Source organism: Paenibacillus favisporus (assembly GCF_040545415.1).
Lineage (GTDB): Bacteria > Bacillota > Bacilli > Paenibacillales > Paenibacillaceae > Paenibacillus_AQ > Paenibacillus_AQ favisporus.
Genome location: NZ_JBEPLV010000009.1, coordinates 41,220 through 66,666 on the forward strand (window position 1 = coordinate 41,220; position 25,447 = coordinate 66,666).

Annotated in this window: 17 protein-coding genes; 13 read left to right on the forward strand and 4 right to left on the reverse strand. The window is 53.4% G+C overall.

Annotated features, from left to right (window positions below; genetic code table 11):
• Positions 1-65: 65 nt before the first annotated feature.
• The 3 genes from ABID47_RS31210 to ABID47_RS31220 all read left to right on the forward strand — a co-directional run bounded on the left by ABID47_RS31210 (position 66) and on the right by ABID47_RS31220 (position 6,190).
• Positions 66-746, forward strand: coding sequence for a hypothetical protein (locus ABID47_RS31210; RefSeq protein ID WP_354502843.1), 681 nt, complete (start codon positions 66-68; stop codon positions 744-746).
• Complete coding sequence (locus tag ABID47_RS31215) at positions 739-4,941, forward strand: glycoside hydrolase family 2 protein (protein WP_354502845.1); 4,203 nt, start codon at positions 739-741, stop codon at positions 4,939-4,941. Before ABID47_RS31210 ends, ABID47_RS31215 begins: the two co-directional genes overlap by 8 nt.
• 112 nt (positions 4,942-5,053) lie before the next feature.
• On the forward strand, positions 5,054-6,190 hold the full coding sequence (locus tag ABID47_RS31220) for a glycoside hydrolase family 88 protein (RefSeq protein WP_354502847.1): 1,137 nt from the start codon (positions 5,054-5,056) through the stop codon (positions 6,188-6,190).
• Between the two features lie 237 nt (positions 6,191-6,427).
• Here ABID47_RS31220 and ABID47_RS31225 read toward each other — a convergent pair whose 3' ends face one another.
• A complete protein-coding gene (locus tag ABID47_RS31225) occupies positions 6,428-7,738 on the reverse strand; it encodes a catalase (protein ID WP_354503106.1) in 1,311 nt (436 codons plus the stop codon).
• A 704-nt stretch (positions 7,739-8,442) separates the two neighbouring features.
• Between ABID47_RS31225 and ABID47_RS31230 the strand changes: the two genes are divergently transcribed.
• The 5 genes from ABID47_RS31230 (at position 8,443) to ABID47_RS31250 (ending at position 13,532) form a co-directional block, all read left to right on the forward strand.
• Positions 8,443-8,592, forward strand: a complete 150-nt coding sequence (locus ABID47_RS31230; RefSeq protein ID WP_354502849.1) for a hypothetical protein — start codon at positions 8,443-8,445, stop codon at positions 8,590-8,592.
• Positions 8,593-8,668: 76 nt separating this feature from the next.
• Positions 8,669-9,811, forward strand: a complete 1,143-nt coding sequence (locus ABID47_RS31235; RefSeq protein WP_354502851.1) for an NAD(P)/FAD-dependent oxidoreductase — start codon at positions 8,669-8,671, stop codon at positions 9,809-9,811.
• A gap of 100 nt (positions 9,812-9,911) precedes the next feature.
• Positions 9,912-10,574: a hypothetical protein gene (locus tag ABID47_RS31240; RefSeq protein WP_354502853.1), complete on the forward strand. Its 663-nt coding sequence runs from the start codon at positions 9,912-9,914 to the stop codon at positions 10,572-10,574.
• A gap of 167 nt (positions 10,575-10,741) precedes the next feature.
• Entirely contained in the window at positions 10,742-11,740 is a 999-nt protein-coding gene (locus ABID47_RS31245) for a cation diffusion facilitator family transporter (protein WP_145945910.1), read from the forward strand.
• Positions 11,741-12,020: 280 nt separating this feature from the next.
• A complete protein-coding gene (locus ABID47_RS31250) occupies positions 12,021-13,532 on the forward strand; it encodes a glycoside hydrolase family 43 protein (RefSeq protein WP_354502856.1) in 1,512 nt (503 codons plus the stop codon).
• 17 nt (positions 13,533-13,549) lie between these two features.
• On the opposite strand, the gene ABID47_RS31255 is transcribed toward ABID47_RS31250, so the two are convergent.
• On the reverse strand, positions 13,550-14,419 hold the full coding sequence (locus ABID47_RS31255; protein ID WP_354502858.1) for an AraC family transcriptional regulator: 870 nt from the start codon (positions 14,417-14,419) through the stop codon (positions 13,550-13,552).
• A gap of 270 nt (positions 14,420-14,689) precedes the next feature.
• On the opposite strand from ABID47_RS31255, the gene ABID47_RS31260 reads away from it, so the two are divergent.
• Positions 14,690-16,396 (forward strand): ABC transporter substrate-binding protein, encoded by a 1,707-nt coding sequence (locus tag ABID47_RS31260; RefSeq protein ID WP_354502860.1) that lies wholly within the window; start codon positions 14,690-14,692, stop codon positions 16,394-16,396.
• Between the two features lie 82 nt (positions 16,397-16,478).
• On the opposite strand, the gene ABID47_RS31265 is transcribed toward ABID47_RS31260, so the two are convergent.
• Positions 16,479-17,186 carry a DNA alkylation repair protein gene (locus ABID47_RS31265; protein WP_354502862.1) on the reverse strand — a complete coding sequence of 236 codons (708 nt, stop codon included), beginning with the start codon at positions 17,184-17,186 and terminating at the stop codon, positions 16,479-16,481.
• A 35-nt stretch (positions 17,187-17,221) separates the two neighbouring features.
• Positions 17,222-18,631: a 23S rRNA (uracil(1939)-C(5))-methyltransferase RlmD gene (gene rlmD, locus ABID47_RS31270; RefSeq protein ID WP_354503109.1), complete on the reverse strand. Its 1,410-nt coding sequence runs from the start codon at positions 18,629-18,631 to the stop codon at positions 17,222-17,224.
• A 260-nt stretch (positions 18,632-18,891) separates the two neighbouring features.
• On the opposite strand from rlmD, the gene ABID47_RS31275 reads away from it, so the two are divergent.
• The 4 genes from ABID47_RS31275 to ABID47_RS31290 all read left to right on the forward strand — a co-directional run bounded on the left by ABID47_RS31275 (position 18,892) and on the right by ABID47_RS31290 (position 25,436).
• A complete protein-coding gene (locus ABID47_RS31275) occupies positions 18,892-19,788 on the forward strand; it encodes a copper amine oxidase N-terminal domain-containing protein (RefSeq protein ID WP_354502864.1) in 897 nt (298 codons plus the stop codon).
• A gap of 133 nt (positions 19,789-19,921) precedes the next feature.
• Positions 19,922-22,834, forward strand: coding sequence for a glycoside hydrolase family 3 C-terminal domain-containing protein (locus ABID47_RS31280; RefSeq protein ID WP_354502866.1), 2,913 nt, complete (start codon positions 19,922-19,924; stop codon positions 22,832-22,834).
• Between the two features lie 454 nt (positions 22,835-23,288).
• Positions 23,289-24,728, forward strand: a complete 1,440-nt coding sequence (locus ABID47_RS31285; RefSeq protein ID WP_354502867.1) for a sensor histidine kinase — start codon at positions 23,289-23,291, stop codon at positions 24,726-24,728.
• 48 nt (positions 24,729-24,776) lie between these two features.
• Positions 24,777-25,436: a response regulator transcription factor gene (locus ABID47_RS31290; protein WP_354502869.1), complete on the forward strand. Its 660-nt coding sequence runs from the start codon at positions 24,777-24,779 to the stop codon at positions 25,434-25,436.
• Positions 25,437-25,447 lie beyond the last annotated feature (11 nt).

The window sequence follows — 25,447 nt, forward strand, 5'->3', positions numbered from 1 at the left end:
GCGATTCTCGGATACCTTAAGATTTTTAGCATGTCAAAACCAAAACCACCTCAAGGAGGGACAACATGATTCGATGTTTATTTCGAGCCGTCTGGAACGGAGAAGGCAGTCCGCGCTCTTTTTTTCGAGCCCAGGAAAGAGAGCATTCGCTTGCTGATGCGATGGAGCAGCTTCAGGTCGCCAATCTAAGCCTATTTGCCGATCAAGAACAGCTGTTTCTATATTATGAATGTCTGGACACGCCGGTTCTCCCGGAAAGCTTGCTGGCTGAAACTGGAGAGCGGCTGGCGGAATGGCCGGGAGGCGCACCGGGAAGACGTTGGGTACCGATGACTGATATTTTTCATTACCAGCACCCTGTGTCGAATTCGCAGTGGACCCGTGTCCATAAGGAACGCACCCCTTACGGAAGAATCGCTCTGCTAAAACCGGAGCAAACGGCAAGCTATATATATTATCACTACCAATACCAGGAGGAAAAGCCGGGGGACGGCGATAAGTACGGCATGATCGGCATGCACGAGAACGTTTTGTTTTTCTATTCGGAGCTGCCGGAGACGATCACGCCCGTGCTCTATGAGGGCCGATTGAAAACGTCGTTGAAGCCTGAAAACTGGGCCGAGGTGATGGAGCCCCATTTTATCAAGTGGGAGGGGGCTCCTGACGGGCAGGACATTTGGCGCAAGCTGATGCTTGTGCTAGAAGTCCGCTGCCCGGCCAAAAGAAGGGGTGAACAACATGCGTAACTCGCTATGTCTGAACGGAGATTGGGATTTCATGCCGCTGTACGATCAGCCCCAATCCCGTAAGCTGCCGGAGAACATCGTATACGATCAGCACAAAGTTCAGGTCCCATCCAGCTGGAGAAGGACCTACAAGCAGGGCACCGGCCGGTCGTTCGGGAACATTCCCGAATACGGATATGTTCCGATGGACCTGTACGATTATCCGAAGGAATGGGACGCCGCCGAGGCGGGCGTGCTGCACCGGAGCTTCCGGCTTCCGGACCAGATGGCCGGCCAGCGGATTGTGCTGCGCCTGGACGGCATCATGCAGAAGGCCGTTATCTATTTGGACCGGGAGGAAATCGCCGAATGGGAGGACGGCTACCTGCCACTCAGGCTGGATATTACGTCCCGGGTGCAGGTGGATCGTGAACACCACCTGCACGTCGTTTGCGGGAGCTTTGACCGTGTAACCCTTCCGTCCGGATCACAAAAAGTGACCGGCCTTACCGGTTCCTGGTTCGGCACCGTTTGCCGCGGCATTTGGCAGGATGTTTATTTGGAAGGTTATCCGGAATTGTCGCTGGAAGACGTCACCATCCGCACGTCCGTCCGGAAAGGGAAACTGGAGGTGCATGCAATTGCCGGAGGAGCTTCCACCGAGATAGAGCACAATTCGGGAGAGATGGAGCAGAATACGGTGCAGATCAGGCTTGTCGTACGGGAGCTTGGCGTGTTGAGCGGGAATGAGCATCATGTGGAGCATGCCCAAGCATCCGCGACTCATCCGGATTCAAACCCGGTTCTGGCAGCGAGTGCAGCGGCCGTACCTGTTGACGGTGCCGTTATTCAGCTTCCAAGGCTGTGCGAAAACGAGCGGGACGGGGCCGCATACCGCGCCTCCTTCATTCTGGATTGGACGGACGCCCATCAGTGGAGTCCGGATTTCCCATTCCTCTATCGGGCGGAGCTTGAGCTGCTGGTGGATGAGCGGGTCATCGACCGCTGTCATATTACGTTTGGGTTCCGGGAGTTTTGGTGCGAAGGACCGCAGTTTGTCCTGAACGGCATTCCGGTCAATCTGCGCGGAGATTCCTGGCATTTTCAAGGCGGGGTGCAGCAGACGGAAGCCTACATCCGGAACTGGTACCGGATGTGCCGCTCCGTCGGCGTGAACAGCATCCGACTGCATGCCGAGCCGTACCCTGAGGACTACGTGCGTATCGCCGATGAAGAAGGCATGCTCATCGTGGATGAAACCGCGATATACGGCTCGGGCAAATCGATGCAGTCAGACCATCCGGCTTACCTGGAAAACTGCCGGAACCATGTCCGCCGCCTTGTGCAGCGGGACAAAAACCATCCGTCCGTCATCTTGTGGAGCGTACAGAATGAGATGCGCTGGGTCGACGGGCGTGACGCTTTCAAAACGCATATCCCCGGCCTGATGGCCGCTATCCGCGAGCTGGACCCGACGCGGTCGATTCTTGCTGAAGGAGACAACCGTCTTCTGTCGAAAGAAGATACGGAGGTGGAGAGCCGCCATTACAATATTGACGGCACGATCGGCCAGTGGGACCGTGACGTTCCGCTGACGTTCGGCGAGCATGGCGGGTGGTGGTACATCTGCCCGCAGAACAGCAGTATGTATGTCGGACTGCGAGCCTACTGCGGGACAGATGAGAGCACGGCCGGGCTTGCCGAGAAGGAGCGGCTGTTTGTGGAATACGCCCGGCGCCAGGGCGTAGCCGGCATTTCGACCTTCAACTTTGCGCATTATTTCATGCGGGCTATACCCGACCGCGATGTGATTTTACCGCCAACCGGTCCCGGCGAACTCGGCCAGCCCGGCGTCAAGCCGAAGCGGATTCCCGCCTATTCACTGACCTTGAACAACGGTCTGCTGCCTGAAGAGTATCCGGCTTATTCACCAAATCCGGCCTTTGCTATCATGGCCAGAGCATTCAAGCCGGCAACCATCATCGCGGCCGAATACAATCGCTGTTTTTACGATGATGCGCCAGTTCACCGCAGCTTCGACGTGTACAACGATACACTTGCCGCGCAGGACGTCCGGGTGGAATGCAAGATCAGGCAGGGAGGGAAGCTGGTTCACGAGCAAAGCTTTGACTTCCGCCAAGCTCCGGCTGAGCACCAAATCATCTCGCTGCAATGGACCCCGGAATCTGTGGATGCAGAAGAACGGGCTGAGCTGACCGCGCAACTGATGCATGACGGGCAGCTTGTGCATGAGCTGCGTATCGATTACAGATTGTTTTCCGCCAGGATGCGCAGCGAAGCGGTAGAAGTCGGCCGGGAAGCATTCTTTTGGGGTCCGGCCGGCGAATATGACATGATCTGCAGGATGATTCCTGAATGCGCAGCCATAGAGCGGGAAAGCTTGGCCGGACTGCCGGCGGACAGCTTACTCATCATCGGCACCTACGCCGAGGATGCGGACGGCGGGCTGGAAGCGCAGCTGAAGGCATTCGTGGAACGCGGCGGCCGTCTCATTCTGCTGGAGCAAAACCAGCTGTCGCTCGGCAAGCTGACGCTGTCGCGCAGGCCATTCATCCGCGCCCATGCAGGCAGCTACAGCCATCCGGTTTTGAAGGGAATCGGCGACGAGGATTTGATGTTCTGGCATGAAGAGCTGCGGGAAGAAGGACCGCTGCCGATTATCCATGCGGCCTTTGAAAAGCCGGTCATCGGCGACTTTACGCTGCTGCTCGAATGCGGTGCAGGCGATTTCGGAGACGGTGGAGACTTGTGGTCGCCGCTGCTGGAATACCGCAGCGGCACAGGCATGTTTATCGCGAGCCAGCTGGATCTTATGGCGAACGTCGCGCGCGTTCCGCAGGCCTGCCTGCTGCTGCGGAACCTGATCGCCTACGCCGGGCGCGCCGATGTCGCGGGCGCAGGCGAAACCGCCCGCACGGCCGCGCTGGTACGCGCCGGCGGAGCGGCCGCAGCTTTCCTCGACAAGCTGCGGCTGAACTACACGGCGCTTGGCGAAGCAGCGCCGCTTCTGGCGTCGGCGGGCACAGCCGCCGCGCAAGGGATGCCGGCGCAGGGCATCGCCCCGGCGCCGGACGCAGGCGGGCATGGCCGGCATGCCGCCATGCCGCCCGGGCAGGACTTCGGCCTGCTGGTGGCCGAAGCCTGCCTGCTTGAGGCGCCGGGCGCGGCCGAGGCCGTCCGGCGCCACGCCGAAGCCGGCGGACGCGTGCTCGTCCTGCCGGCGGAGGCCCCGCAGCAGGCGGCGCTGGCGCGCCTGCTGGACCGCCCCGTGCGGGTAGCGCCGCACGAGGCGTATCACTTGGCGGCGGATGACGGCGCCGCCATGCGCGGCATCAGCCCGGTTGACCTGTTCGGCTACGACAAGGTATTCTTGTCACCGCGAGACGTGGTCAACCGGGTGCTGGCCAGCCACAAAATCGAAGCACCCGGCACGGAGGTGCTGTGCCGCAGCGTCGAAGGCACCGCCTGGAAGGACTACTTCGTGAACGGCTACACGGCGGAGTACAGCCGTTTGGCGCTGGTGGAACTGAATCGCGCTAAGGCCGTGCCCGCAGGGGCATTCGTGATCGAAGCCAAGATTGGCGGGGGAAGCGTGGTATGCTCACAGCTGCTGCCCGATCCCGGCAGCGACAAGGCGCTGCGCCTGTATTCGCGCCTGCTCGCCAATCTCGGAGCTGCCTTCGATGACGGCTTGCTTACGAGCGAGAAGGGTGATGCACATTGGGCCGTGGAAGCGGTGATGGCCCTGCCTTGTCCGCCGCATGTCGATTACGAAGCGATGAAGGCTTACCACACGGAACCCGAATTTTCGTTGAACAATTTGGGCGAAGGCTTGTACGGATGGATGCAGAAAAAGGAACGGCGCCCGGATGACGGCATGCTTCGCATAGCGGACGCTGGGGATACGCCATGGTTCCTCAGCAGTTTCATCCTGGTGCCCGGGAAGGAAAATGAGTTGCGCCAGGGGAAGCTGCGGATCAACACCGAGGCGTCGTTCGAGATTTATATAAACGGGGAAAAGGTCTCAAAGCCTGAGCAGGAAATCATCCTGAAGGGCGGGCTGAACAGGCTTATCGCCATCGTTCGCGGGACAGCAGGAGACCTTCTTTTCGGCATGATCTTCCTGAATCGGGACGATACGTACATGAAGGATCTGGCGTTCCGCCTGACGCTGGACGAAGTCGAGCCGAAATAGGCAGGTACGCAGGCATGCTGCCGATCGGTTTGAACTACATTTTTCATAGGGAGGCTTCTTCCCGCAGAACCAACACGGAAATCCTTACTTCATCATTTTTCAGGAGGTTGTTATGAACTGGAGCGCAACGATCGAGCAAACGCTGTTAACCACGAAAGCCAACATCGCCCGCTTTCAAGGTCAATTTCCGCATGTCAGCCACGGAGATGGCAAATATCAGCTGGTGAATCATACCGATTGGACGGAAGGCTTCTGGGCCGGCATTTTATGGTTGAGTTACGAATACGGTAAAGATCCGGATATCCACCATGCAGCGGTACAAAGCGTCCGTTCTTTTCAGGAGAGGCTGCAGCAGGAGAGTCACTTGCAGCACCACGATATCGGCTTCCTGTATTCTCTGTCCGCCATGGCAGGCTGGATGGTCGAGCAGAATGAAGATGCCCGGCAAACCGCCTTGCAGGCAGCCGACCTGCTCTTAAAACGATGGAGGCCGTCCGCGCAAATCATTCAGGCGTGGGGTCCGGAAGGGGACCCGGAAAACGGCGGGCGCATCATCATCGACTGCCTGATGAATCTTCCGCTTCTTTATTGGGCGTCCGAGCAGACCGGGGACCCTCACTATGCCGCGATCGCCCGCATTCATGCGGACAAGAGCCGGAGATTTCTCGTACGGGGGGACGGATCCTCATACCATACGTTCTACTTCGATCCGCAAACGGGCGATTCGATCCGCGGGGGTACACATCAGGGCTTCAGGGACGGTTCCACCTGGTCCCGCGGGCAGGCTTGGGGCATTTACGGTTTCGCACTTGCCTATCGTTATTTGAGAGAGCCGTATTTTTTGGATACAGCCAGGCAGCTGGCCCGGTATTTCATAGATCACGTACCTGAGGATCTTGTGGCTTATTGGGATTTTGACGCCCCGCAGCAGCAGGGTGAACCGAGGGACAGCTCTGCTTCGGCTATTGCAGCATGCGGAATGCTGGAGCTGGCGCAGCATCTGGACGAATCGGATCCTGAGCGCGCTTCTTTTCAGGAGTTCGCGGAGCAGTCCGTCATCTCCATGGCGAACGGTTATTTCACGGCCGGCAGCACGGAGGAAGAGGGATTCCTGCGGCATGGCTCCTACTTTGTCAGAGGGGGAATTTCGCCGGATGATTTCGTCATTTGGGGCGATTACTTTTTCCTTGAAGCACTGATGCGTCTGGATGGCCGATCGACCGGGTATTGGTACGAAAGGTCGCTCTAAACGCTGGGTCGAAGTCAATGTAAACTATAATGGAGTATGATCTAAGGTGGCGGCCATTGTGCCGCCTTTTGCCATTGTTCATGCTGTTTCCTGTTTCCGCTGAACGACAAGCGTACGCTGAGATGGACTGCTGAGCACAAAAAAGAAGGGACACGCTAAAGAACGTATCCCTCCTCCTGCTACCAAGCTCAGATGTATGGCATACCCTCAAATAAAAGCCACGAAATGATTCCTTGTTCAGTCTCGGTCTTTTCCTTTCAAACCGATGTGTCTTGCGACCCTTTCACCCAGCTCCGGAGATGCTTCGTACAAGTAACTTAATACGATCCGCTGCGTTTCATGGGATATTCCTTTCAGATCAGCTGCTAAGTTATCCACCAAATGCTCCTGCTGCGCTGGTGAAATGGCGCGGTAAAACTCCCCGGCCTGGGAGAAATTATCCGGTTTGGATATGTCGGCCCGTTCGAGCTTGCCCTCTACGTATCTGCCATTTCCGCTGGTCACCAGGGAAGCCGGAGACCAATTCTCCTGGTGATTGATCGGTATGCTGCGAAAGCTAGGGCCTAACCGCCGGCGCTGGGAGTCCCAGTAAATGTTGGCGCGGCCCTGCAGCATTTTATCATCCGACAGCTCGGCACCCTCCAGCAGATTGGACGGGGCAAAGGCAATCTTTTCGACCTGTCCCATATAATTGTCCGTATTGCGGTTCAATACGAGGCGGCCCACCGGACGAAGAGGGTACTGCTGCTGGTCCCATACCTTGGTATCATCCAGCGGGTCAAACGGAAGATGCGCCGCATCATCGGGATTCATCAGCTGCACATACAGCCCGTACTCCACGGTCTTGCCCGCGGCAATGGTATCGTACAGATCCTGGCCGGCAATATCCGGGTTCTCACCCGCCAGCCGGGCTGCTTCCTGCCGATCGATGTACTGCTCGCCGGCTAATGGCATCCAGTGGTATTTTACATAAAAACGCGTACCCCGTGCATTTTTCCACACGTAAGTGCTCACGCTGTGACCCTTGATATGGCGGAGACTCTTCACCGTGCCCACGTCCGAGTAGAGCCAAACGAGGAAATGGGTAGCTTCCGGCGCCCTGGCTACAAAGCTCCAGAAGCGTTCGGGATCGATCAGATTGTTTTTCGGCGAGGGGAGAAAGGCCTTGATCGATTCGGGGAACCGGACGGCATCTCGAACCAAAAAGACGGGGATATGATTACATAACAAATCAAATACCCCTTGTTCCGTGTAAAACTTGGTGGAAAATCCTCGCACATTGCGCGAAGTATCCGGTGTGCCTTTATTGCTGACCGCGAGGGAAAAGCGAACCGCGACGGGCACCTGCTGCCCGGGCATCTGCAAAAAGCTGAGCATCGTATAGTCGGTCATGGAATGCACTGTCTCAAAATAACCGAATGCGCCAAAGCCTTTTACGTGGACGGGACGCTCAATGATTTTGCTATGTACAAAGGTTTCCAGCGTTTCATGCAAAATGTTATCCTGTTCCAGAACAGGTCCGCGTTCGCCAACCGTCTGCGAGTGCATCGCGGCCGGCAGATCTTCTGCCCATGGTAAAGACTGGTTTACGCTATGGGGTCTATCGTTCCCCTCATATGGAACCGCTGAATTTGGTTCACGGTTCGCTGTATTGCCTGCCTGAGGGGCAGCGCCGTTGTGATGGGAATCGTTCATTCCTTAACCTCCATTTTCATGACTTCTCTCCTATATGGTTTATGACGACTACCAATGAAAATATGAGTGGACATCCATATGTCGTTGCAGGTTTCGCAGCGCTGTGTATCGAAATATAGTCGCTTATAAGTTAGCTGGAATGTCATAAATAAGCCGCTCAAAAAGAAACTTTATAAATTATTATCGAGGATGGGGAATGAAATAGCATGATGATATCTTATGAGACCGGCACAAATACATTTCAGTTTAGGGCTGCTTGCACCGTAAGCTTTTCTGGATAATCGAAAATTTTATAGACTTTCCGGATCGTAAGGTTCATGAGCTGGGAATGTTTTTTCTTGTGAATTTGCCAAGAGATCATTCCATATATCATCATGTTGAAGAATTTCAAGGCATGGAAGAGGGATTTGTCAACCGGTGGATCGATATCGATGAACTTGATCAGTATACCGTCATTCCTGAATTTGTTGCTTCGGAAATCAGACATTTAGATCATACGACAGGGGTCAAACATATTAAAAATAGAGCCGTCAGATAGATCGGAGGGAGAATATATTATGATCCGTGAAGCGGAATCCAAAGATAGAGAACAACTGAGTAACTTGTACAGAATGCTGGTGCCGAACAGCAAGAAAATGAATGTGCTGGAAGAGCAAATCGAAAAAATTAGAATGGACCCTGCCAATTTTACATTCAGGAAAACCTAAAGATCAGCTCGAATTTCCTCTGTAAGAGAAGTGTTCGCTATAATGGGGTAACAGGCATCAAGAAAGGAATGTAATTATGAAGAAATATATCATCATCGGATCAGGCATCCTGGGAGCATCGACGGCCTATCAGCTGGCAAAAATGGGAGCGGACGTCCTTCTCATCGACCGCAAGGATCCAGGACAGGCGACGGATGCCGCCGCGGGCATCATTTGCCCATGGCTGTCGCAGCGCCGCAATCAGGCCTGGTATAGGCTCGCCAAAGCAGGGGCGGCTTTTTATCCCGGGTTAATCAAGGAACTGGAAGCGGAAGGCGAGACTCAGACGGGCTATGCAAAGGTCGGCGCCCTCAGCGTTCACCAGGACCCCGAGAAAATCTGGAAAATGGAGGAGCGGGCTTTGCAGCGTAAAGCGGATGCACCGGAAATCGGCAGTATTACCCGGCTTTCGGAAGAAGAAACCCATCAATCCTTTCCACTGCTGGAGAGGGGCTATCAATCGGTTCGGATCAGCGGCGCCGCCCGGGTCGACGGCCGTGCCCTGCGCGACGCTTTGATTCGGTCTGCCCAAAGGCACGGGGCTGTAGTGATTCACGGGGATGCGAAGCTTCTGGCGGATGGGAACCGGGTGAGTGGAGTATCGGTCGGACCCGACGAATATGCAGCGGACCGCACGATCGTTTGCGCAGGTGCATGGGCGGGACAGCTACTGCAGCCGCTCGGTGTCCGCTTTAACGTCCGTTATCAAAAGGCGCAAATCATGCACCTCCAGCTCGAGAATCATGAGGATACAGGCACATGGCCAGTCGTCATGCCGCCTTCGGATCAGTATTTGCTGGCTTTCGACGAGCAGAAGATCGTGATCGGTGCAACGCATGAAAATGACGTGGAAGGCTACGATACAAGAACGACGGCAGGTGGTATGCAGGAAATTCTGAATAAAGGATTAACCTTGGCGCCCGGATTGGCGGACGGTACCTTTCAAGAGGTCAGAGTCGGATTCCGCCCGTTTACATCCGACTTTTTGCCGGTACTCGGTGCTGTTCCGGGCTGGAGCGGCCTGTTCGCTGCGAACGGGCTCGGTGCATCCGGCTTGACGATGGGGCCTTTTATCGGCTATCAGTTGGCTAAGCTGGCGCAAGGCGTGGAGCTTGATATCGACATACACGATTACGATATCCGCAAAGCCATTGATGAGGGTTCGTTAACCGAATCGTAACCCGAACGTAACCCTTCATGGATCGCCATTCTTCTACAATAGAAATGACATCTATACATATAATTACGTCTCCAATGGCGTATACAAAGGAGAATGATCCATGAAGAAACGGTTGAAGGTGTTCATTGCGGCGAGTTCGGCATTTGTCATTCTGTCGGGCTCTGCGCTGGCGGTGTCGGCCGGGCCGCGGATTTTTATCAATGGGGCGGAATTCGCCAATACTTTTATGAAATTGAAAATCGAAAACGGAACCGCCATGGTCTCGCTGCGGGCCATCGTGGAGCAGCTGAAAGGCGAAGTGGAGTACAAGAGCGACGGCATTCATGTGTCTTTGCCCGAGGCGAGCAAGCTCTCCCAGCAGGTGAGCGGCTTCATGAACGCCCTGCAGGCCGATACGCCGGAAGATGCCGCCAAGACCTGGATCCGCGGTGTCCAGAAGCGTAGCGGACCAATGCAGTACGCGGTGATGACTCCCGCGCTGCAGGCCAAAACCAAACAGCAGTTTGAGGACAATTTCTGGGTTACCGGGGGTTCCAGTCCTCATATGGGCACGGTCACCAACATGACTACCAAGACATTGTCGGACGGCAAAGTGCAAATCTCCTTCGATTACCCGCTGGTGACTTCCGCAGGCGTGGAAGGTACAGGCAAAGCCATGCTCACGATTGAGAAGGGATTTGGACCTGCTGATGACCAATGGGCGATCTCATCCATTTGGCTGAAAGATCCAGGAGATACCGGGCTCATGATCGGCTCGAATTAGGGATTATTTGAAAGCTCGCTTGATAGCGGGCTTTTTTTCTTGGTTTATCGTTTGCCCGGCAACCAATATACAACGTCTATTTCCCATTAAACTGCATAAAATCCGGCTATTTTTCCCATCGTAAGAACATATTCAAACATGTCGGATTCTTAAGCAGGAGGCAAAAGATGGCACAGCAGCAGGAACGGGAGCATTGGCTGGCACTCATCAAAAAGGGAAACAAATCATCGGCGATCGCCATGCTCGGCAATGCGGTCATCGCTGCAGCCAAAGGGGTGGGGGCCGCTTTGAGCGGCAGCGGGGCGATGTTTGCATCGGCGATGCACTCGCTTGCGGACTGTGTAAACCAAGGGTTTGTGTTTGCCGGAAGCGTGCTTGCGGAAAGAAAGCCCAACCGTAAATTTCCGACCGGATTCGGCCGCGTGATCAACATTTTCTGCATGGTCGCCGTCATTGTAGTGACGATTATGGCTTATGAAACAATTCGGGAAGGATGGCATTTGATTCATCATCCGGCCAAAGCGGGCGGAGCTTTTTGGATTAACGTGGGTGCGCTCATTCTGAACCTGGTAATCGATGGCGCGATTTTATTTAAGGTGATGAAGGAAATCGCCCGAGAAGCAAGGATCGAGGCCTCCGGGATCTCGCTCATCCCTATGGCCTTCAAGCATGTATCACGCTCAGCACCTCCGACGCGGCTGGTCTTTTATGAGGATTTGGTAGCGGTCACCGGTGCGTTTCTGGCTCTTGTCGCTGTTGTTGTCACGACATTTACAGCCTTTAAAGCGCTGGACGGCATCGTGACCGTTATCATCGGTGTGTTGATGGTGGCCGTGGCTTTTCGTGTAGGCTATGATAATATGGTCGGACTAATCGGTGTGGCTGCGCCGCGCGACGTGGCAGAGAAGGTGTCTTCCATCATCTTGTCCGATCAGGACGTTACCGACATCAATGGACTGCGGATTATTCAGGAAGGCAGATACTATCATGTGGATACGATGATCGAACTTCGGAGCGGTCTGTCGCTTGCCGATGCCGATGATATTAAGTTCCGTGTTCAGGACCAGCTCAGCTCGGATCCGGATATATCGGATGTCGTATTAGGCATCATCGAAGATAACGGTGTGAAAAATTGGACGCCGGAACATTTGAATGAGTTTTCGTAATCGCTAGCATTAAGATATTTGAAAAGTCCGCAGAGTGCGGGCTTTTTTGTGTTGGGCTGCACGAATCCGGATTGATGGCTGGGTGTCAAATGTGCATATCTTGTAGCTTTCTTGTAGCTTGAATGTCTAGATCATGCTATTTTCCTGACTTGATCATCAAGGTTTGACTTAAGGTAACCGTTTAGAATATGGGACAGAGTCGGTTGAACCCAGAACAATGTGGCGTAACCGCTCTCATAGAGTCAAATGTGGAATCATCACGATTAGGAGCTGAGTATTGATGCAGTATACCAACCCCGTCATTCCCGGGTTTCATCCGGATCCCAGCATCTGCCGGGTCGGTGACGATTATTATCTGGTCACCAGCACATTCGAGTATTTTCCGGGGGTGCCTATTTTTCATAGCAAAGATTTGGTGCATTGGCGGCAAATCGGGCATTGCCTGACGAACGAGCAGCAGCTGCCGCTGGCGGGTGCAGGCAGTTCAGGCGGCATTTATGCGCCAACCCTTCGCTACCATGACGGTATGTTTTATATGATAACGACCAATGTTAGCGGGATCGGGAATTTTTATGTGACCAGTGTTGAAGCAGCCGGACCCTGGTCCGATCCTATACCCGTTGCGCAGGGCGGGATCGATCCATCTTTGTTTTTCGATGAGGACGGCCGTGTGTATTTCCAGTCGACCCGAATGGGAGACGAGGGAGACGGGATTTATCAATGCGAGATCGATAAGGAAACCGGTGAGATGCTCACAGAAAGCCGCTTGATCTGGCAGGGAACCGGAGGGTCGCATCCGGAGGCGCCGCATCTCTACAAAATAGGGGCGTATTATTACTTGATGATCGCCGAAGGCGGAACGGAGTTCGGACATATGGTGACGATCGCCAGAAGCAACGATCCTTACGGACCTTATGATTCTTGCCCACATAATCCGATTCTGTCGAACCGGAGCCTGAAGAGCACCATCCATGCGACAGGTCATGCCGATCTGGTACAAGCTCATGATGGAAGCTGGTGGGCGGTTTGTTTGGGGATCCGGCCACCGTCCTATCCGATGCGCCACCACCTGGGCCGGGAAGTGATGCTTGCGCCGGTAACCTGGACGACGGACGGTTGGCCGGTCATCGGAGCAGACGGACACATCGAACCCGTTATGGACTCGCCGAATTTGCCTGCCGTCCATTGGGACGAGAATCCGGCCAGGGATGACTTTGATGCCTCGCAGCTTCGGTTGGAGTGGACCTTTTTACGTAATCCCGCTCCTGGTAGCTGGTCTTTGGAGCGACGACCAGGGCACCTGGAACTTCGTGGAAATCGGACGACGCTGTCCGACACCGGCGCTCCGGCGTTTGTTGGCCGCCGTCTGTGCCATTTTACCTGCAATATTTCGGCAGCCATGGAATATGAACCAGCCGGCGATGGGGAAGAATCCGGGTTAACCGTTTATATGAATGAGAAGTATCACTATGATCTTGCCGTTACGTCAAGAAATGGAGTCAAGAAGATACGGCTTCGGCGCACCGTCGGTTCCTTAAGCGTGGAGAAAGAACATGCATGTCCGGCAGGGCCGCTGGAGTTGAAGATCGAAGTGCAGCCTGACAAGTTCGTGTTTTATTACGGGCAGGCGGGAGCAGAACTGACGGAAATCGGCTGGGGGGAGACCCACCTGCTTTCCACGGAAGTGGCCGGGGGATTCACCGGGGTATTCGTCGCGATGTACGCGGTATCTGCCTATGAGGAGCCCGCTCCTGCGTCGTTCGATTGGTTCGAGTACGATCCGGCAGGCTGACGCCAGTGCTCCTCCCGTTACGGCTGCACGCTTTTCCGGAATGCTTTGGGCGTCATGCCGTAAGTTTTTCTAAACTGGCGTGTCAAATAATTGCTGTCGTTATAGCCGCATTCATATGAGATTTCGGTGATCGAAAGGTTCGTCTGCTTGAGCAGGATGCATGCCCGTTCCAGGCGAAGCCGCTTAAGATACGCCATCGGCGACGTCTGATAATATGCCCGAAAAATCCGGTTCAGGTGCCGTACGGAAATCCGGGACTTATCCGCGATTTCTTCCAGGGTCACCGGTTCGAGGTAGTGGTCTTCGATATAGGATACTGCATTTGCCAAATGCATCAGATTGCTCTCGACGCCCTGATCCTGGTGCTCATACAGCCTGGACAAGTATACGGCAAGCTCCATAAACCGTGACGCCAGCATCGTTTGGTAACCTTGGTGCCGGTGGTGGTATTCGTCAATCATATCGGAAATGACCGAAGCCACATGTTCGAGATTGGACAGCGGAATATTGAGTTTACTTTCATAAGGATGCAGATGGCGATAAAGCGGTTCCAAAATAAAAAGCGCCTGAAATCCTTGAGATGCCCTTAAATCCGGACCGGCATATTTCAGCATATCGGGCTTGAACATGATGTTGCAAATTTTAAAATCGTACGGATCCTTATAGGCATGCTGCGTGGCGCCATTAATAACAAACACGTTGCCTTTTTTGATGAAAGAAGCCTCGTTGTTGACGATATGCGTAGCATGTCCGTTCAGTACGATCACCAGCTCGCAAAAGTCGATGTGCTTATGCAGCTGCATGTCTTCGTCATGACCTCCATACTGGATGAAAAACGGAAACTGCTCGTCGGTCGTAAACCAGTTTAAATACACGTTGATGCTCATGGAGGATCCCACCCGAAAAAGTATGGTTTGATGTCTATATCATCCTATAATCGTGACTTAAAAATCAAGGTTTGCCAGCAGATTACGAATTACAATTCTTTTAATCAAACCGGAAACCTGTAAAGGAGGGATGTTTTTCGAGGATATTTCCGAAAACGTTTTTACTTCACGAACATTCGGAAGGATAACCGGGAGAGCTAAAATCAATCAGCTATGCTAAACCCAAAAATGCAAACGCATTCTTAACAGAAATAAGGGGGAACGATGACCATGACAGGTACAGTTGGAAAAAAATTCGGGCTGCTTCTTCTTGCCGGCATGCTGTTCATTTCGGCAGGGTGCAGCAGTTCAGGGGATGGCAAGCCAGCCGGTTCGGCCGGCAGCACGCAGGATTCCAAATCAGACGATACGAGCCCGATCACATTTTCGTTTTTTGGGGCGGACGCGAGCTCGAACTGGAACAAAATGCAGGATGAGGTTGGCCAAGAGATCACCAAAAGGACAGGGGTGACCCTGGATGCGGAATTCGCCGTATCCGGCGCGGGAGCGGATAAAATATCGCTTATGGCGGCGAGCGGTGATTATCCGGATCTGATTTACGGCAAAGGCGATGTCGACAAATTGGTGGAAGCCGGGGCCATGATCGATCTTACCGATTTGATCGACAAGTATGCACCGAATCTGAAAAAGGTATACGGCAAGTATATGAACCGCCTGCCATACAGCAACGACGACAAATCTATCTATGTCATACCAAGTAACGCGGCTGTTGATCAGCAGGACTTTGACGCCGGCAGCGGCTTTGAAATCCAAAATGCGGTGCTGAAGGAGCTGGGTTATCCGAAAGTCAGAACCGTCAAGGATTTTGAAAACGTTCTCCAGCAGTATAAGGATAAGCATCCGACAATTGACGGCAAGCCGACCATTCCGTTAACTTTGGACGCCGATGACTGGAGAATCATGATCACGGTCACGAACCCCGCAGTGTATGCTACCGGACTCAAGGACGACGGTGAATACTACATTAATCCGGACACCTTTGAAGCCAAGCTGCACTATAAGCGGCCGGAGGAAAAGGAATACTTCCGCTGGCTGAACCATATGTACAATGTGGGGCTGCTGGATAAGGAGACGTTTGTCCAAAAGAGCGATCAGTATAAGTCCAAAATCGCCAGCGGCCGCGTCCTGGGTCTGATTGACGCCAAATGGGGATATGCGGAAGCCGAGAATGCCCTGAAGTCCAGTGGGAAGGCGGATCGCACCTACGCCCATTTTCCGGTGACCATGTCGGAAGAGTACAAGGATCATAACTTCCAGGATACCGGATTTATGTCCGGCTGGGGCGTTGGCATTACGACTGCATGCAAAGATCCCGTACGGGCGATCAAGTTCCTCGACTTCCTTGCATCGGATGAAGGACAGGTCCTGATCAACTGGGGGATTGAAGGCAAGCACTATAATGTGGTGGATGGCAAAAGGGTCATTCCCCAAGAAGTGCTGGATAAGAAAGTGAATGATAATGCCAACTTTACGAAAACCACCGGTATCGGCTTGTACGGAAACATGTCGGCTCACTACGGTGACGGTGTCAAGGACGCCACAGGAAACTACTACACGACGAATTTTCCGGAACAAATTATCGCCTCATACACCAAGCCGGAAAAGGAAACGCTTGAGGCATACGGAGCAACCACCTGGAAAGACCTGTTCCCATCGAGCAAGGAATTTCCGGTCAAGCCGTGGGGTGCTGCCTGGAATATTGCAGCTCCGCAGGACGGCAATTATAACGTGATTTATCAGAAAACGCAGGATATTATCCGCAAACGAATTCCGGAAGCTGTGTTGGCGAAACCCGAGCAGTTCGACGCAATTTTTGACGGTATGCTGAAGGAGCTCGACGACGCGGGCGCCGTGGAGATGGAAAAGCAATATACGGAGCTGGTCAAAGCGAGAGTGGAGCTGTGGAGCGGTAAATAAACACGCATAAAAAGATGCACAAAAGGAGTCTTGAACTCCTTCTGTGCATCTTCTTTTCTTTTAACGTCTTACATAACTGCAATTAACATCTGACATATTTGCGTTTAAAACCGAGCTGTTGTTTATCCACCGCTTTTTGAATGCTTTCCGAAGCATTTAGGATGCTGCTTTTTTTATGATCGCGCTTCATTTCTACCGGACCGACTGCTTTTGCAGTCTCGACCGCTTTATCATGGAGCGGCAGATAGGATACGGCAACCGTGTATATAAAATTGTTCATCGCCGATTTTGTGCGTTCCGGAGATTCGTGGATTGTCTTTGCCACCAATTCCAGCATATCCGCGAGTTTGCTTTCGTCAAATTGGGCGTCCGGCCGGCTGCCTAGAAGCCAGCAATAGCAGCTCCAGCCCGCCGACATTTTCAGCTCCTCACCGCTTGCGATCCATTGATCGGCGACTTGTTGCGCAATATCGGTTTCCGCCAAGGTTACCGCCACCACGTAATCGGACAGCATATAAAAATAGGCCCCCTGAATCCAACGCTCAAAATCCGCTTCGGTCATCGCTTTCGGATCGGCAATGATGCCGGCAAAGTACATGGCGTCATAATTTCCTGTGGCGTACAGCTGTTCAGCCAACGATTGATCGATTTTGATCTTCTTGGCCATGGGTTTCATGGCACCTGTCGCTACCCCAAAAAGCGGTTCGTGTGCTCCATTGGACATATACTGCTTCTTGAGCCGTTCCTTGCCGAGAGCTTCAAGTTCCTGCATGACCTCTTTCAAATCCATGCTTTGACACCGCCTTCTTCAAATTGTTGCCGTATTTATTTTCCGCTTTTGCCGTTCCAAACGAACAGCGAACAGCACTCCACATGGCTCGTCTGAGGAAACATGTCCACGGGCTGGGCCCACTGGAGCTCATAACCGCCGTCGATCAGCACTTTGCTATCTTTTGCCAATGTTGAAGGGTTACAGGATACATACACGAAACGATTGGGCTTCGTTTTCAGAACGGTTTCCAGGAAGCGGCGGTCCAGTCCGGTTCGCGGCGGGTCGGCGACGATGACGTCCGGGCGAAGTCCCGCTTTGACCCATCGCGGGAGCAAATCCTCCGCTTCGCCTACATGGAAGCTGGCGTTATGACGGCCGTTGCGCTCGGCATTTCGCTTGGCATCCTCAACAGCCTCCGCGATCGTTTCGATGCCGCGGACTTCCTTGGCGTGCGGGGCCAGCCAGAGTCCGATCGTGCCGGTGCCGCAGTAAGCATCAATGACCGTCTCGCGGCCGGTCAGACCGGCGGCTGCCCGGACCGATTCGTACAGCTTCACGGTCTGCTGCGGATTGAGCTGAAAGAACGCTCGAGGCGATAAGGAGAATTCCAGATCGCTCAAGGATTCCTGCATGGAATCGGCCCCCCATATGGTGATGGTCCGATCTCCGAAGATCAGCGAGGTCCGCTTCGGATTGACGTTCAGGGCGATCCCTGCCAATCCGTCGATAGACAACCTGAGCAGACGGATGAGATCTTCCTGACGCGGCAGGCTGCTGTTTGCGCAAACCAGCGTCACCTGCAGCTGGTCGGATTGAAAGCCATGACGCACCACAATCGTACGCACGCCTTCTTTACTGCCGTTTTCTTTGGCCAGCGGGATGCGCAGTTCTTCCAGCACGGACTTCACTTTCTCCACAGCCTCATTTACCTTTGGATGCTGGATCGGACAGCCGCTGATATCCACGATGCTGTGGCTGTCGGCTTCATACAGCCCAGCTATGATTTCGCCGTTCCGGCGTTCCACTTGCAGCTGGGCTTTGTTGCGGTATCCCCAAGGGTGGTCCATGCCCAGGATCGGCTTCAGCTTGAGCTGGTCGATACCGGCATACCGGTTGAATGCTTCGCGGACAATGTCCGTTTTGGCCTGCAGCTGTCCTTCATACGAGATATGCTGAATCTGGCAGCCGCCGCATACGCCGAAAACCGGGCAGGGAGGTTCGATCCGGTGGGGAGATCGTTTCTCCACCTCTGTAAGCTGCGCTTTGATAAACTTAGGCTGCACTTCCGTTACCTCGGCCTTGACGACTTCACCGGACAGCGCTCCGTCGATAAAAACCGCCTTCCGCCGATAATAACCTACGCCTTCACCGTTAATGCCCAAACGTTTGATGGTCACGACGATGCGGTCGCCGGTCCGAAGCTCATCGGCATGATCCCGGGCAGAGCCAGGCGTCTGCTTCATCGGCTCGTTTTTGCGGAAGCCTTTGCGAGCAGCTGCATCCTTTCGATATAAATGAGTCCCTGCTTGGGACTGTCGTTTGTTATTGGGATGTTTTCGTTCATTCATGTTCGTTCTACACTCCATCGCTTGTTCTTCGTTTCACTATACCACGCGGCCAGGTACGAATGCCATGTTCCGCCGCCGGGTTCTGCATTTTTCGTGACATTTCCTGATGGTCAGCGTTTATATCTTAAAAAAGCAGCAGAGGTGACCTGTTTCATATGAAAAAGCTGAAATTATTATTATGGATAACGATGGCCACAACGGGATTAGAAATGACGGGATTTGCGATGAATGAATCTGCACAAGCCGCAGCAGCCCCACAGTCGGTAGCAATTCAAAATGCAGAATGGAACCAAGGACATCTCCTCGTCCCGGTCCGGCCTCTAATCGAACCGTTGGGAGCCCGTTTAGAATGGTTTCCTGCAGAAAAGGAAATGGTTATCCGCAAAAACGATCTTACCATTCGGCTGGCTGCAAATTTCAGGCGGGCCATCGTGGACACCCCATCAAGAGGAGAATTTCCTGAATATCCGGACCTGCCGCATCGCGAGTATGCCGATATGGGAGCTCCCGTCCAAGTGTTGAATGGGAGTGTCTATGTTCCATTAAAATTTGTCGCAGCAGCATTGGGTGCTACAGTTGAGTGGGATGGGCCGTCCAAGCTTGCCACGGCGAAGCTGGAAGGGATCCGGATCCAAATTAAACCGTCACCATCCCCTGTTTCTATGCCGGGTACCCAAAAACTGACCTCCGCCCGCATGAAGTTGTTGTCGGATAAGTTAAACGAAGTCCAAAATTTGGACGCTAAATACGTGAGCGCACCCTACAAATCCTATTTTACCGAACGCTTCATCCGTACGCTGATTCATGATCAAGGGCTGCAGACAGCCGGCCGCTATAAAGATCCGGTAACCCTTCCCGAATATACCGGCAAAACTGCAGCCACGTTTACACAATCGGCTCCGTTAGGGAACGGGCTGACGGGAGAGGATCAATACATTGAGGATCGGACCGTTTCTCTCATCTGGATAGGAGTGGCTTGGAAGGTGGAGCGCGTCGACATCCGCATAAGAACATTGACGACGGGGTTTGCCGAATACGCACCAGTGAACTAGGAACATACGAATCTTTCCACATCGTGATCAATCGGACAGTCTTTCTATGAATTCTATATGAAAACGCCTCTAATTATCCGGGTATCTCCTGAAACCGATATGGCTTAAAATACGCCTGAAGGAGATGATAACGATGCCAGCACAGACCGACTATCCATTTCAGAATACATCCTTACCTCTAGAAGAACGAGTGAGAGACCTGGTCTCCCGATTTACACTGGAAGAAAAAGTGGAGCTGATGGTTCAATATCAAGCTGCCGTCGAGCGGCTCGGTGTGAAAGCGTATAAACACGGAACAGAAGCAGCCCACGGCATGGCGTGGCTGGGAGAAGCGACCGGATTTCCGCAGCCGATCGGCCTTGGCTGTACGTGGGACACGGAACTCATGAAACGAATCGGCAGCGTCATCGGTGACGAGGCCAGAGGGTTCTACCACCGCAATCCCAAAGTGAACGGATTGACACTGTGGGCTCCGACCGTCGATTTGGAACGCGACCCGCGCTGGGGCAGAACAGAAGAAGCTTACGGAGAAGACCCGATCCTGACCGGGAAACTGGCTTCCGCGCTCATTCAGGGGATTCAAGGCGATCATCCTGTATACTTGAAAGCGGTTGCCACTTTGAAACACTTTATTGCGAATAATAACGAAGTTGGCCGGGGTGACGCTTCGGTCAGCATTGATCCGCGCAACATGCGGGAATATTATTTGAAAGCGTTTGAGATTCCGTTCAAGGAAGGCGGCGCCCAGTCCATGATGACGGCTTACAACGCCATCAACGGCGTGCCGGCGAACCTGAGTCCTGACGTCAAAGCCATCGTCAAGGACGAGTGGGGCATGGACGGTTTTGTTGTAAGCGATGCCTTCGACGTGACCGGTACCGTCCGCGATCATGGATACCTGGATACGTATAAGGAGGCCGTCGCCCGCTCCGTTAAAGAAGGCGGGATTGACAGCATCACGGACGATTCGGCTGTGATCAAGGATGCGCTGCGTGAAGCGCTGCGTGAGGGACTGCTGGCCGAGAGCGATCTTGACGCCGCACTGACGAATACCTTCCGCGTCCGTTTCCGGCTCGGCGAATTCGATCCTGAAGAGGGCAACCCGTATGCTGCGATCGATGAATCCGTAATCTTACGGCCAGAGCATGCGGAGCTGTCCCGGGAAGCCGCCCGTAAAGCAATGGTGCTGCTGAAGAATGACCGTGGGCTGCTCCCGCTCAATGCAGACAAGCTGAACAAAGTGGCCGTGATCGGGCCACTTGCCGGGATTGTGTACCGGGATTGGTACAGCGGTTCACTCCCTTATGCGGTCACGCCGCTTCAAGGCATCCAAGAGAAGCTTTCCGGGGCAGGAACGAACGGCAAGACAAGTTACAGCGGGGGAACGGACCGGATTCGGCTGAAATCCAAAAAGACAGGGCGGTATGTGCGAATTCAGGCCGGAGAAGAGGCTGCGCTGGCTGCAACGACCGAAAATGCTTTGGATGCGTCTGTGTTTGAAATGACGGATTGGGGCTGGGGAAGCTACACCTTGATCTCTGAAGACAATGGCCGCTACCTGACAACTGACGATAAGATCGTTAAAGCGTCGTCCGAACAAATTTGGGAGTGGTTCACCAAAGAAGTCTTCCTCATCCATCCTGCCGAACATGAGCAAGGATGCGTAACCTTCTCAACATGGAATGGTACACCGGTGACGGTGCATGCCGAATCAGGTCAGCTGCTGGTTGGCGATGGCCAAGCCGCGGAGACTGCGAATGAGATCAACGTTGCAGGTGCTGCCGAGGTATCCGGTGAGGATGCCCCGATCGTCCATGCCGATCTGTTCGAGCTGGAAATCGTTTCGGACAAGCTTCAGACTGCCAAAGAAGCAGCAGCGGAAGCAGACCTGGCGGTTGTGTTCGTCGGCAATCATCCGCTGATTAACGGCAAGGAGACGATCGACCGTCCGGACATTACGCTTCCGGAATCGCAGGAGAAGCTGATTCAGGAGGTTTATGCAGCCAATCCGAACACGGTGGTCGTCGTCGTAGGCAGTTACCCGTACGCGCTAAACTGGGTGGACGCGAATGTACCGTCCGTCCTGTACACATCCCATGCAGGCCAGGAACTGGGGCATGCATTGGCAGACGTGCTGTTCGGGGACACCAACCCGGCGGGACGACTGAATATGACATGGTACAAATCCGTCGACCAGCTGCCTGAATTTATGGACTATGATGTCATTAAGCACGGCAGAACGTACCAATACTTCGAAGGCGAGGCTCTGTATCCGTTTGGACACGGCTTGTCCTACACCAGCTTCCGGTATGATGGGCTGCAGCTTGCGAAGGAAAAGCTTACGGCAGGCACGGATCAAACGGCACGTCTGACATGCAGGGTAACCAACATCGGTGAAGTGGCAGGGGAGGAAGTGGTGCAGCTGTACGGCCGGGCAAATCAGTCCCGCGTCAAGCGTCCGCGCAAGCAGCTGCTTGGATTCCGCAGAGTGATGCTTCAACCGGGCGAGACGGCCGATGTGTCCTTTGAAGTTCCGCTCGATCAGCTGGCGATCTGGGATGTCACCCGCGAGCGCTACTGCATCGAGACCGGCACTTATATGATGATGGCCGGCGCTTCTTCTGAGAACCTGCCACTGACAGCCGAGCTGGTTGTAGACGGGGAGACCATTCCGCCGCGTGACCTTACGCAATCAACGAAAGCCATCAATTACGACGATTACGAAGGCGTTCTGATTGGTGAGTGTACGGAAGGCGGCAGCGCCGTGATTGTGAAGGATCCATCCGGATGGATCGCTTTCCGTGATGCCAAGTTCGAGGACGGTGCGGATACGCTGCGAATCCGGGCGGCCGGAGCGGCGGATGCCGTCGTTGAAGTGCGGCTGGATCATCCTGAAGGGCTGCCTGTGGGCCGGATCACTCTGACTTCAGGCGACTTACAGACATGGCAGGATTATTCCTGCAAGCTTAGCGGAATACACGGAAGTCAGAATGTGTATTTTATTTTGAAAGGGAACCTGGCAATTAGCCAATTCCAATTCGCTTAATCGAAGAGCATCTCATTTTAATGCTGGATGCCCTATATATATTGGGTAATGTTTTAAACCCGCCTTCAATTGAAGGCGGGTTTAAGTGTTTGATTTAGCAGACTTAGCACGGTCTACTTAGCTCTCCGTTACCGTTCCGGCCCATTTTTGTTTCCTTTTCCACGATCTGAGCAATGGGTCGACCGCCTCAAAGTCACGGAGCATGACATCAAGACAATCTCTTGAAAGCTTGTTTATCAGGTCGTTTCTGTGATATTCCGTTATCTGTAACGATTAGAACTTTTGGTTCAAAGCGCAATATGCTATGGGAATGACATTTGAGCTAGGCAGTCATTTTCGTCAAGAAGACTCACATTTCCGTTTGTCTCTGGTTAATGTTTCCATGCTATAATCGAATCGCCTATTACAAGCGGATGGGGCGGTATGATTTGATCAGAAAAAGAGGGGATTCACCTTGTTAGCGAACAAATCCGGACGATTTCACCGGCTGCAGTGGAAATTGACCTTATTTTATATCCTCACTACGATTATCGTCATGATTCTGCTCGAGATGATTGCCGTTTTGGGTTATTATGCTTTTGTGAATCTCAATACGAACAAAGTCCTTGCCATGCAGGTTGGGACCGTTGCCCAAAATGCTGCTTCAAGCATCAGCGGGCCTTATATCAACCAAAACAAACTCAATCAAGCTCTACGGGAGTGGCCGGCCGAATTCGGTGCTGAGTTCCAAGGTTATTCGGCCGTGGTTGACCCAAAAGGCGAGATTCTGGCCTTCTCAGGTGATTCTATGCCTGACAGACGAATGCTTCGCATACCTGATAAAGTACGCCTGAACATCCAGTCAACCTTTGCACTAGTGCCCACAGTGGCCAAGACATTAAGGACTTATACAGCTAAGGTCCAAGATACGGTATATATCGTAGCGCCGATTGCTAATAACGTGGAAGTTCGGGCGGTTCTTGTGGTCAAGGCAAGCCATATCCATCTGGCATCCCAAACCTTCAACCAGTTTATTCCGAATGCGGCAAGTTTTTTCGGGATCAGTCTGTTGGGATTTCTGGTTGGTGCCACAATTGTCGGTATTGCATTCGGCATTGTAACATCTCGGAGTCTTGTCCGCCGGATTCAGAAGTTTCTCACCTCGGCGAACCGCTGGAGCGAAGGTGATTTCTCCGTGTTTGTACAGGACCGTTCCGATGACGAGTTGGGACAACTGGGTCGCAGGCTAAATCATATGGCCGGACAGCTCGAACAGCTGCTGCGGACACGGCAGGATTTGGCGGCGGTCGAAGAGCGCAATCGTTTGGCACGGGAGCTGCACGACAGCATCAAGCAGCAAATGTTTGCAGTCTCCATTTGGGTAAATACTGGAAGATCCTTGATTGAACAGGATAAAGAAACTGCCAAATCGCATTTGGCAGAAGCGGAAAAGCTGATAGGCCATATGCAGAGGGAGCTGAATGCTCTTATATTGGAACTGCGACCGATTGCATTGGAAGGTAAAGATCTGCCCAAAGCTCTATCGGAGTATGTACGGGCCTGGCAGGGGCAGTCAGGCATTGCGGCTGCATTTGAATCATTTGGCGACGATATGGCGCTACCGGCCATCGAGGAAGCATTCTACCGGATTGCGCAGGAAGCCTTGTCTAATGCGGCCCGTCACAGCGGGGCCAGAGAAGTGACGGTTCGTTTGGAGTGCAGCGATTCCGTAACGCTCATGATTCGGGATAACGGCCGCGGTTTTGATGAACAGCACATCCGACCCGGCGTCGGGCTTTCATCTATGAGGGAGCGTATTGCAGCCTTGGGCGGAAAGCTTGATATTTGGAGTGAACCTGGCAAAGGTACCTTGATAACAGCTCAGTGCTATACCCGTGAAACCAAAGGGAAATAAGCTGAGGTTACTGGTAATAATGGATTTCTAATGTGGGAGTGAGCCGTAGTGACAGAATTTGAACAGATCACCATTCTGATCGTCGATGATCACGCGATTGTAAGGCAGGGATTGCACGCATTATTTAAAATACAGCCGGATTGCCTTGTCGTTGGGGAGGCGGATTCAGGAGAACAAGCCGTTCGGATAGCCAAAGAACTGGTGCCCGATATCGTGCTGATGGATTTGGTCATGCCCGGCATCGGGGGCGTAGAAGCAACCCAGATGGTAAAGCAGGTCAGTCCAAGATCGCAGATCATTGTATTGACCTCATTTCACGATGATCAGCATATTTTCCCTGCCCTTCGGGCTGGTGCGGTCTCTTATGTTCTGAAGGATATCGAACCGGGCCAATTGGTCGAGACAGTACGAAGATCCGTTCGCGGAGAATCGATGATGCATCCGCAGGTGGCCGCCCGCGTAGTTCAGGAAATTCGCGAGTCACGGCATGAGGATGCCAACCCTTTTGCCGAGTTGAGCGATCGTGAGCTTGAGGTGCTTCGCCTGATCGCCGAAGGACTGTCGAATGCCGAAATTGCCGAGAAGCTCATCATCAGCGAAAAAACGGTGAAGGGCCACGTAAGCAATATTTTAAGCAAACTCCATATGCTGGATCGGACCAAAGCAGCCGTATTTGCCTGGCAGAAAGGATTGATGGAGTCGAATTAGGCCACTGAACG

Bases quoted from the DNA above. Each gene is read 5' to 3' on its own strand.
- ABID47_RS31280 (WP_354502866.1), top strand. From the start codon at position 19,922: ATGCCAGCACAGACCGACTATCCATTTCAGAATACATCCTTACCTCTA.
- ABID47_RS31245 (WP_145945910.1), top strand. From the start codon at position 10,742: ATGGCACAGCAGCAGGAACGGGAGCATTGGCTGGCACTCATCAAAAAG.
- ABID47_RS31215 (WP_354502845.1), top strand. From the start codon at position 739: ATGCGTAACTCGCTATGTCTGAACGGAGATTGGGATTTCATGCCGCTG.
- ABID47_RS31220 (WP_354502847.1), top strand. From the start codon at position 5,054: ATGAACTGGAGCGCAACGATCGAGCAAACGCTGTTAACCACGAAAGCC.
- ABID47_RS31235 (WP_354502851.1), top strand. From the start codon at position 8,669: ATGAAGAAATATATCATCATCGGATCAGGCATCCTGGGAGCATCGACG.
- ABID47_RS31240 (WP_354502853.1), top strand. From the start codon at position 9,912: ATGAAGAAACGGTTGAAGGTGTTCATTGCGGCGAGTTCGGCATTTGTC.
- ABID47_RS31255 (WP_354502858.1), bottom strand. From the start codon at position 14,419: ATGAGCATCAACGTGTATTTAAACTGGTTTACGACCGACGAGCAGTTT.
- ABID47_RS31275 (WP_354502864.1), top strand. From the start codon at position 18,892: ATGAAAAAGCTGAAATTATTATTATGGATAACGATGGCCACAACGGGA.
- rlmD (WP_354503109.1), bottom strand. From the start codon at position 18,631: ATGAAGCAGACGCCTGGCTCTGCCCGGGATCATGCCGATGAGCTTCGG.
- ABID47_RS31230 (WP_354502849.1), top strand. From the start codon at position 8,443: ATGATCCGTGAAGCGGAATCCAAAGATAGAGAACAACTGAGTAACTTG.
- ABID47_RS31225 (WP_354503106.1), bottom strand. From the start codon at position 7,738: ATGCACTCGCAGACGGTTGGCGAACGCGGACCTGTTCTGGAACAGGAT.
- ABID47_RS31260 (WP_354502860.1), top strand. From the start codon at position 14,690: ATGACAGGTACAGTTGGAAAAAAATTCGGGCTGCTTCTTCTTGCCGGC.
- ABID47_RS31265 (WP_354502862.1), bottom strand. From the start codon at position 17,186: ATGGATTTGAAAGAGGTCATGCAGGAACTTGAAGCTCTCGGCAAGGAA.
- ABID47_RS31210 (WP_354502843.1), top strand. From the start codon at position 66: ATGATTCGATGTTTATTTCGAGCCGTCTGGAACGGAGAAGGCAGTCCG.
- ABID47_RS31250 (WP_354502856.1), top strand. From the start codon at position 12,021: ATGCAGTATACCAACCCCGTCATTCCCGGGTTTCATCCGGATCCCAGC.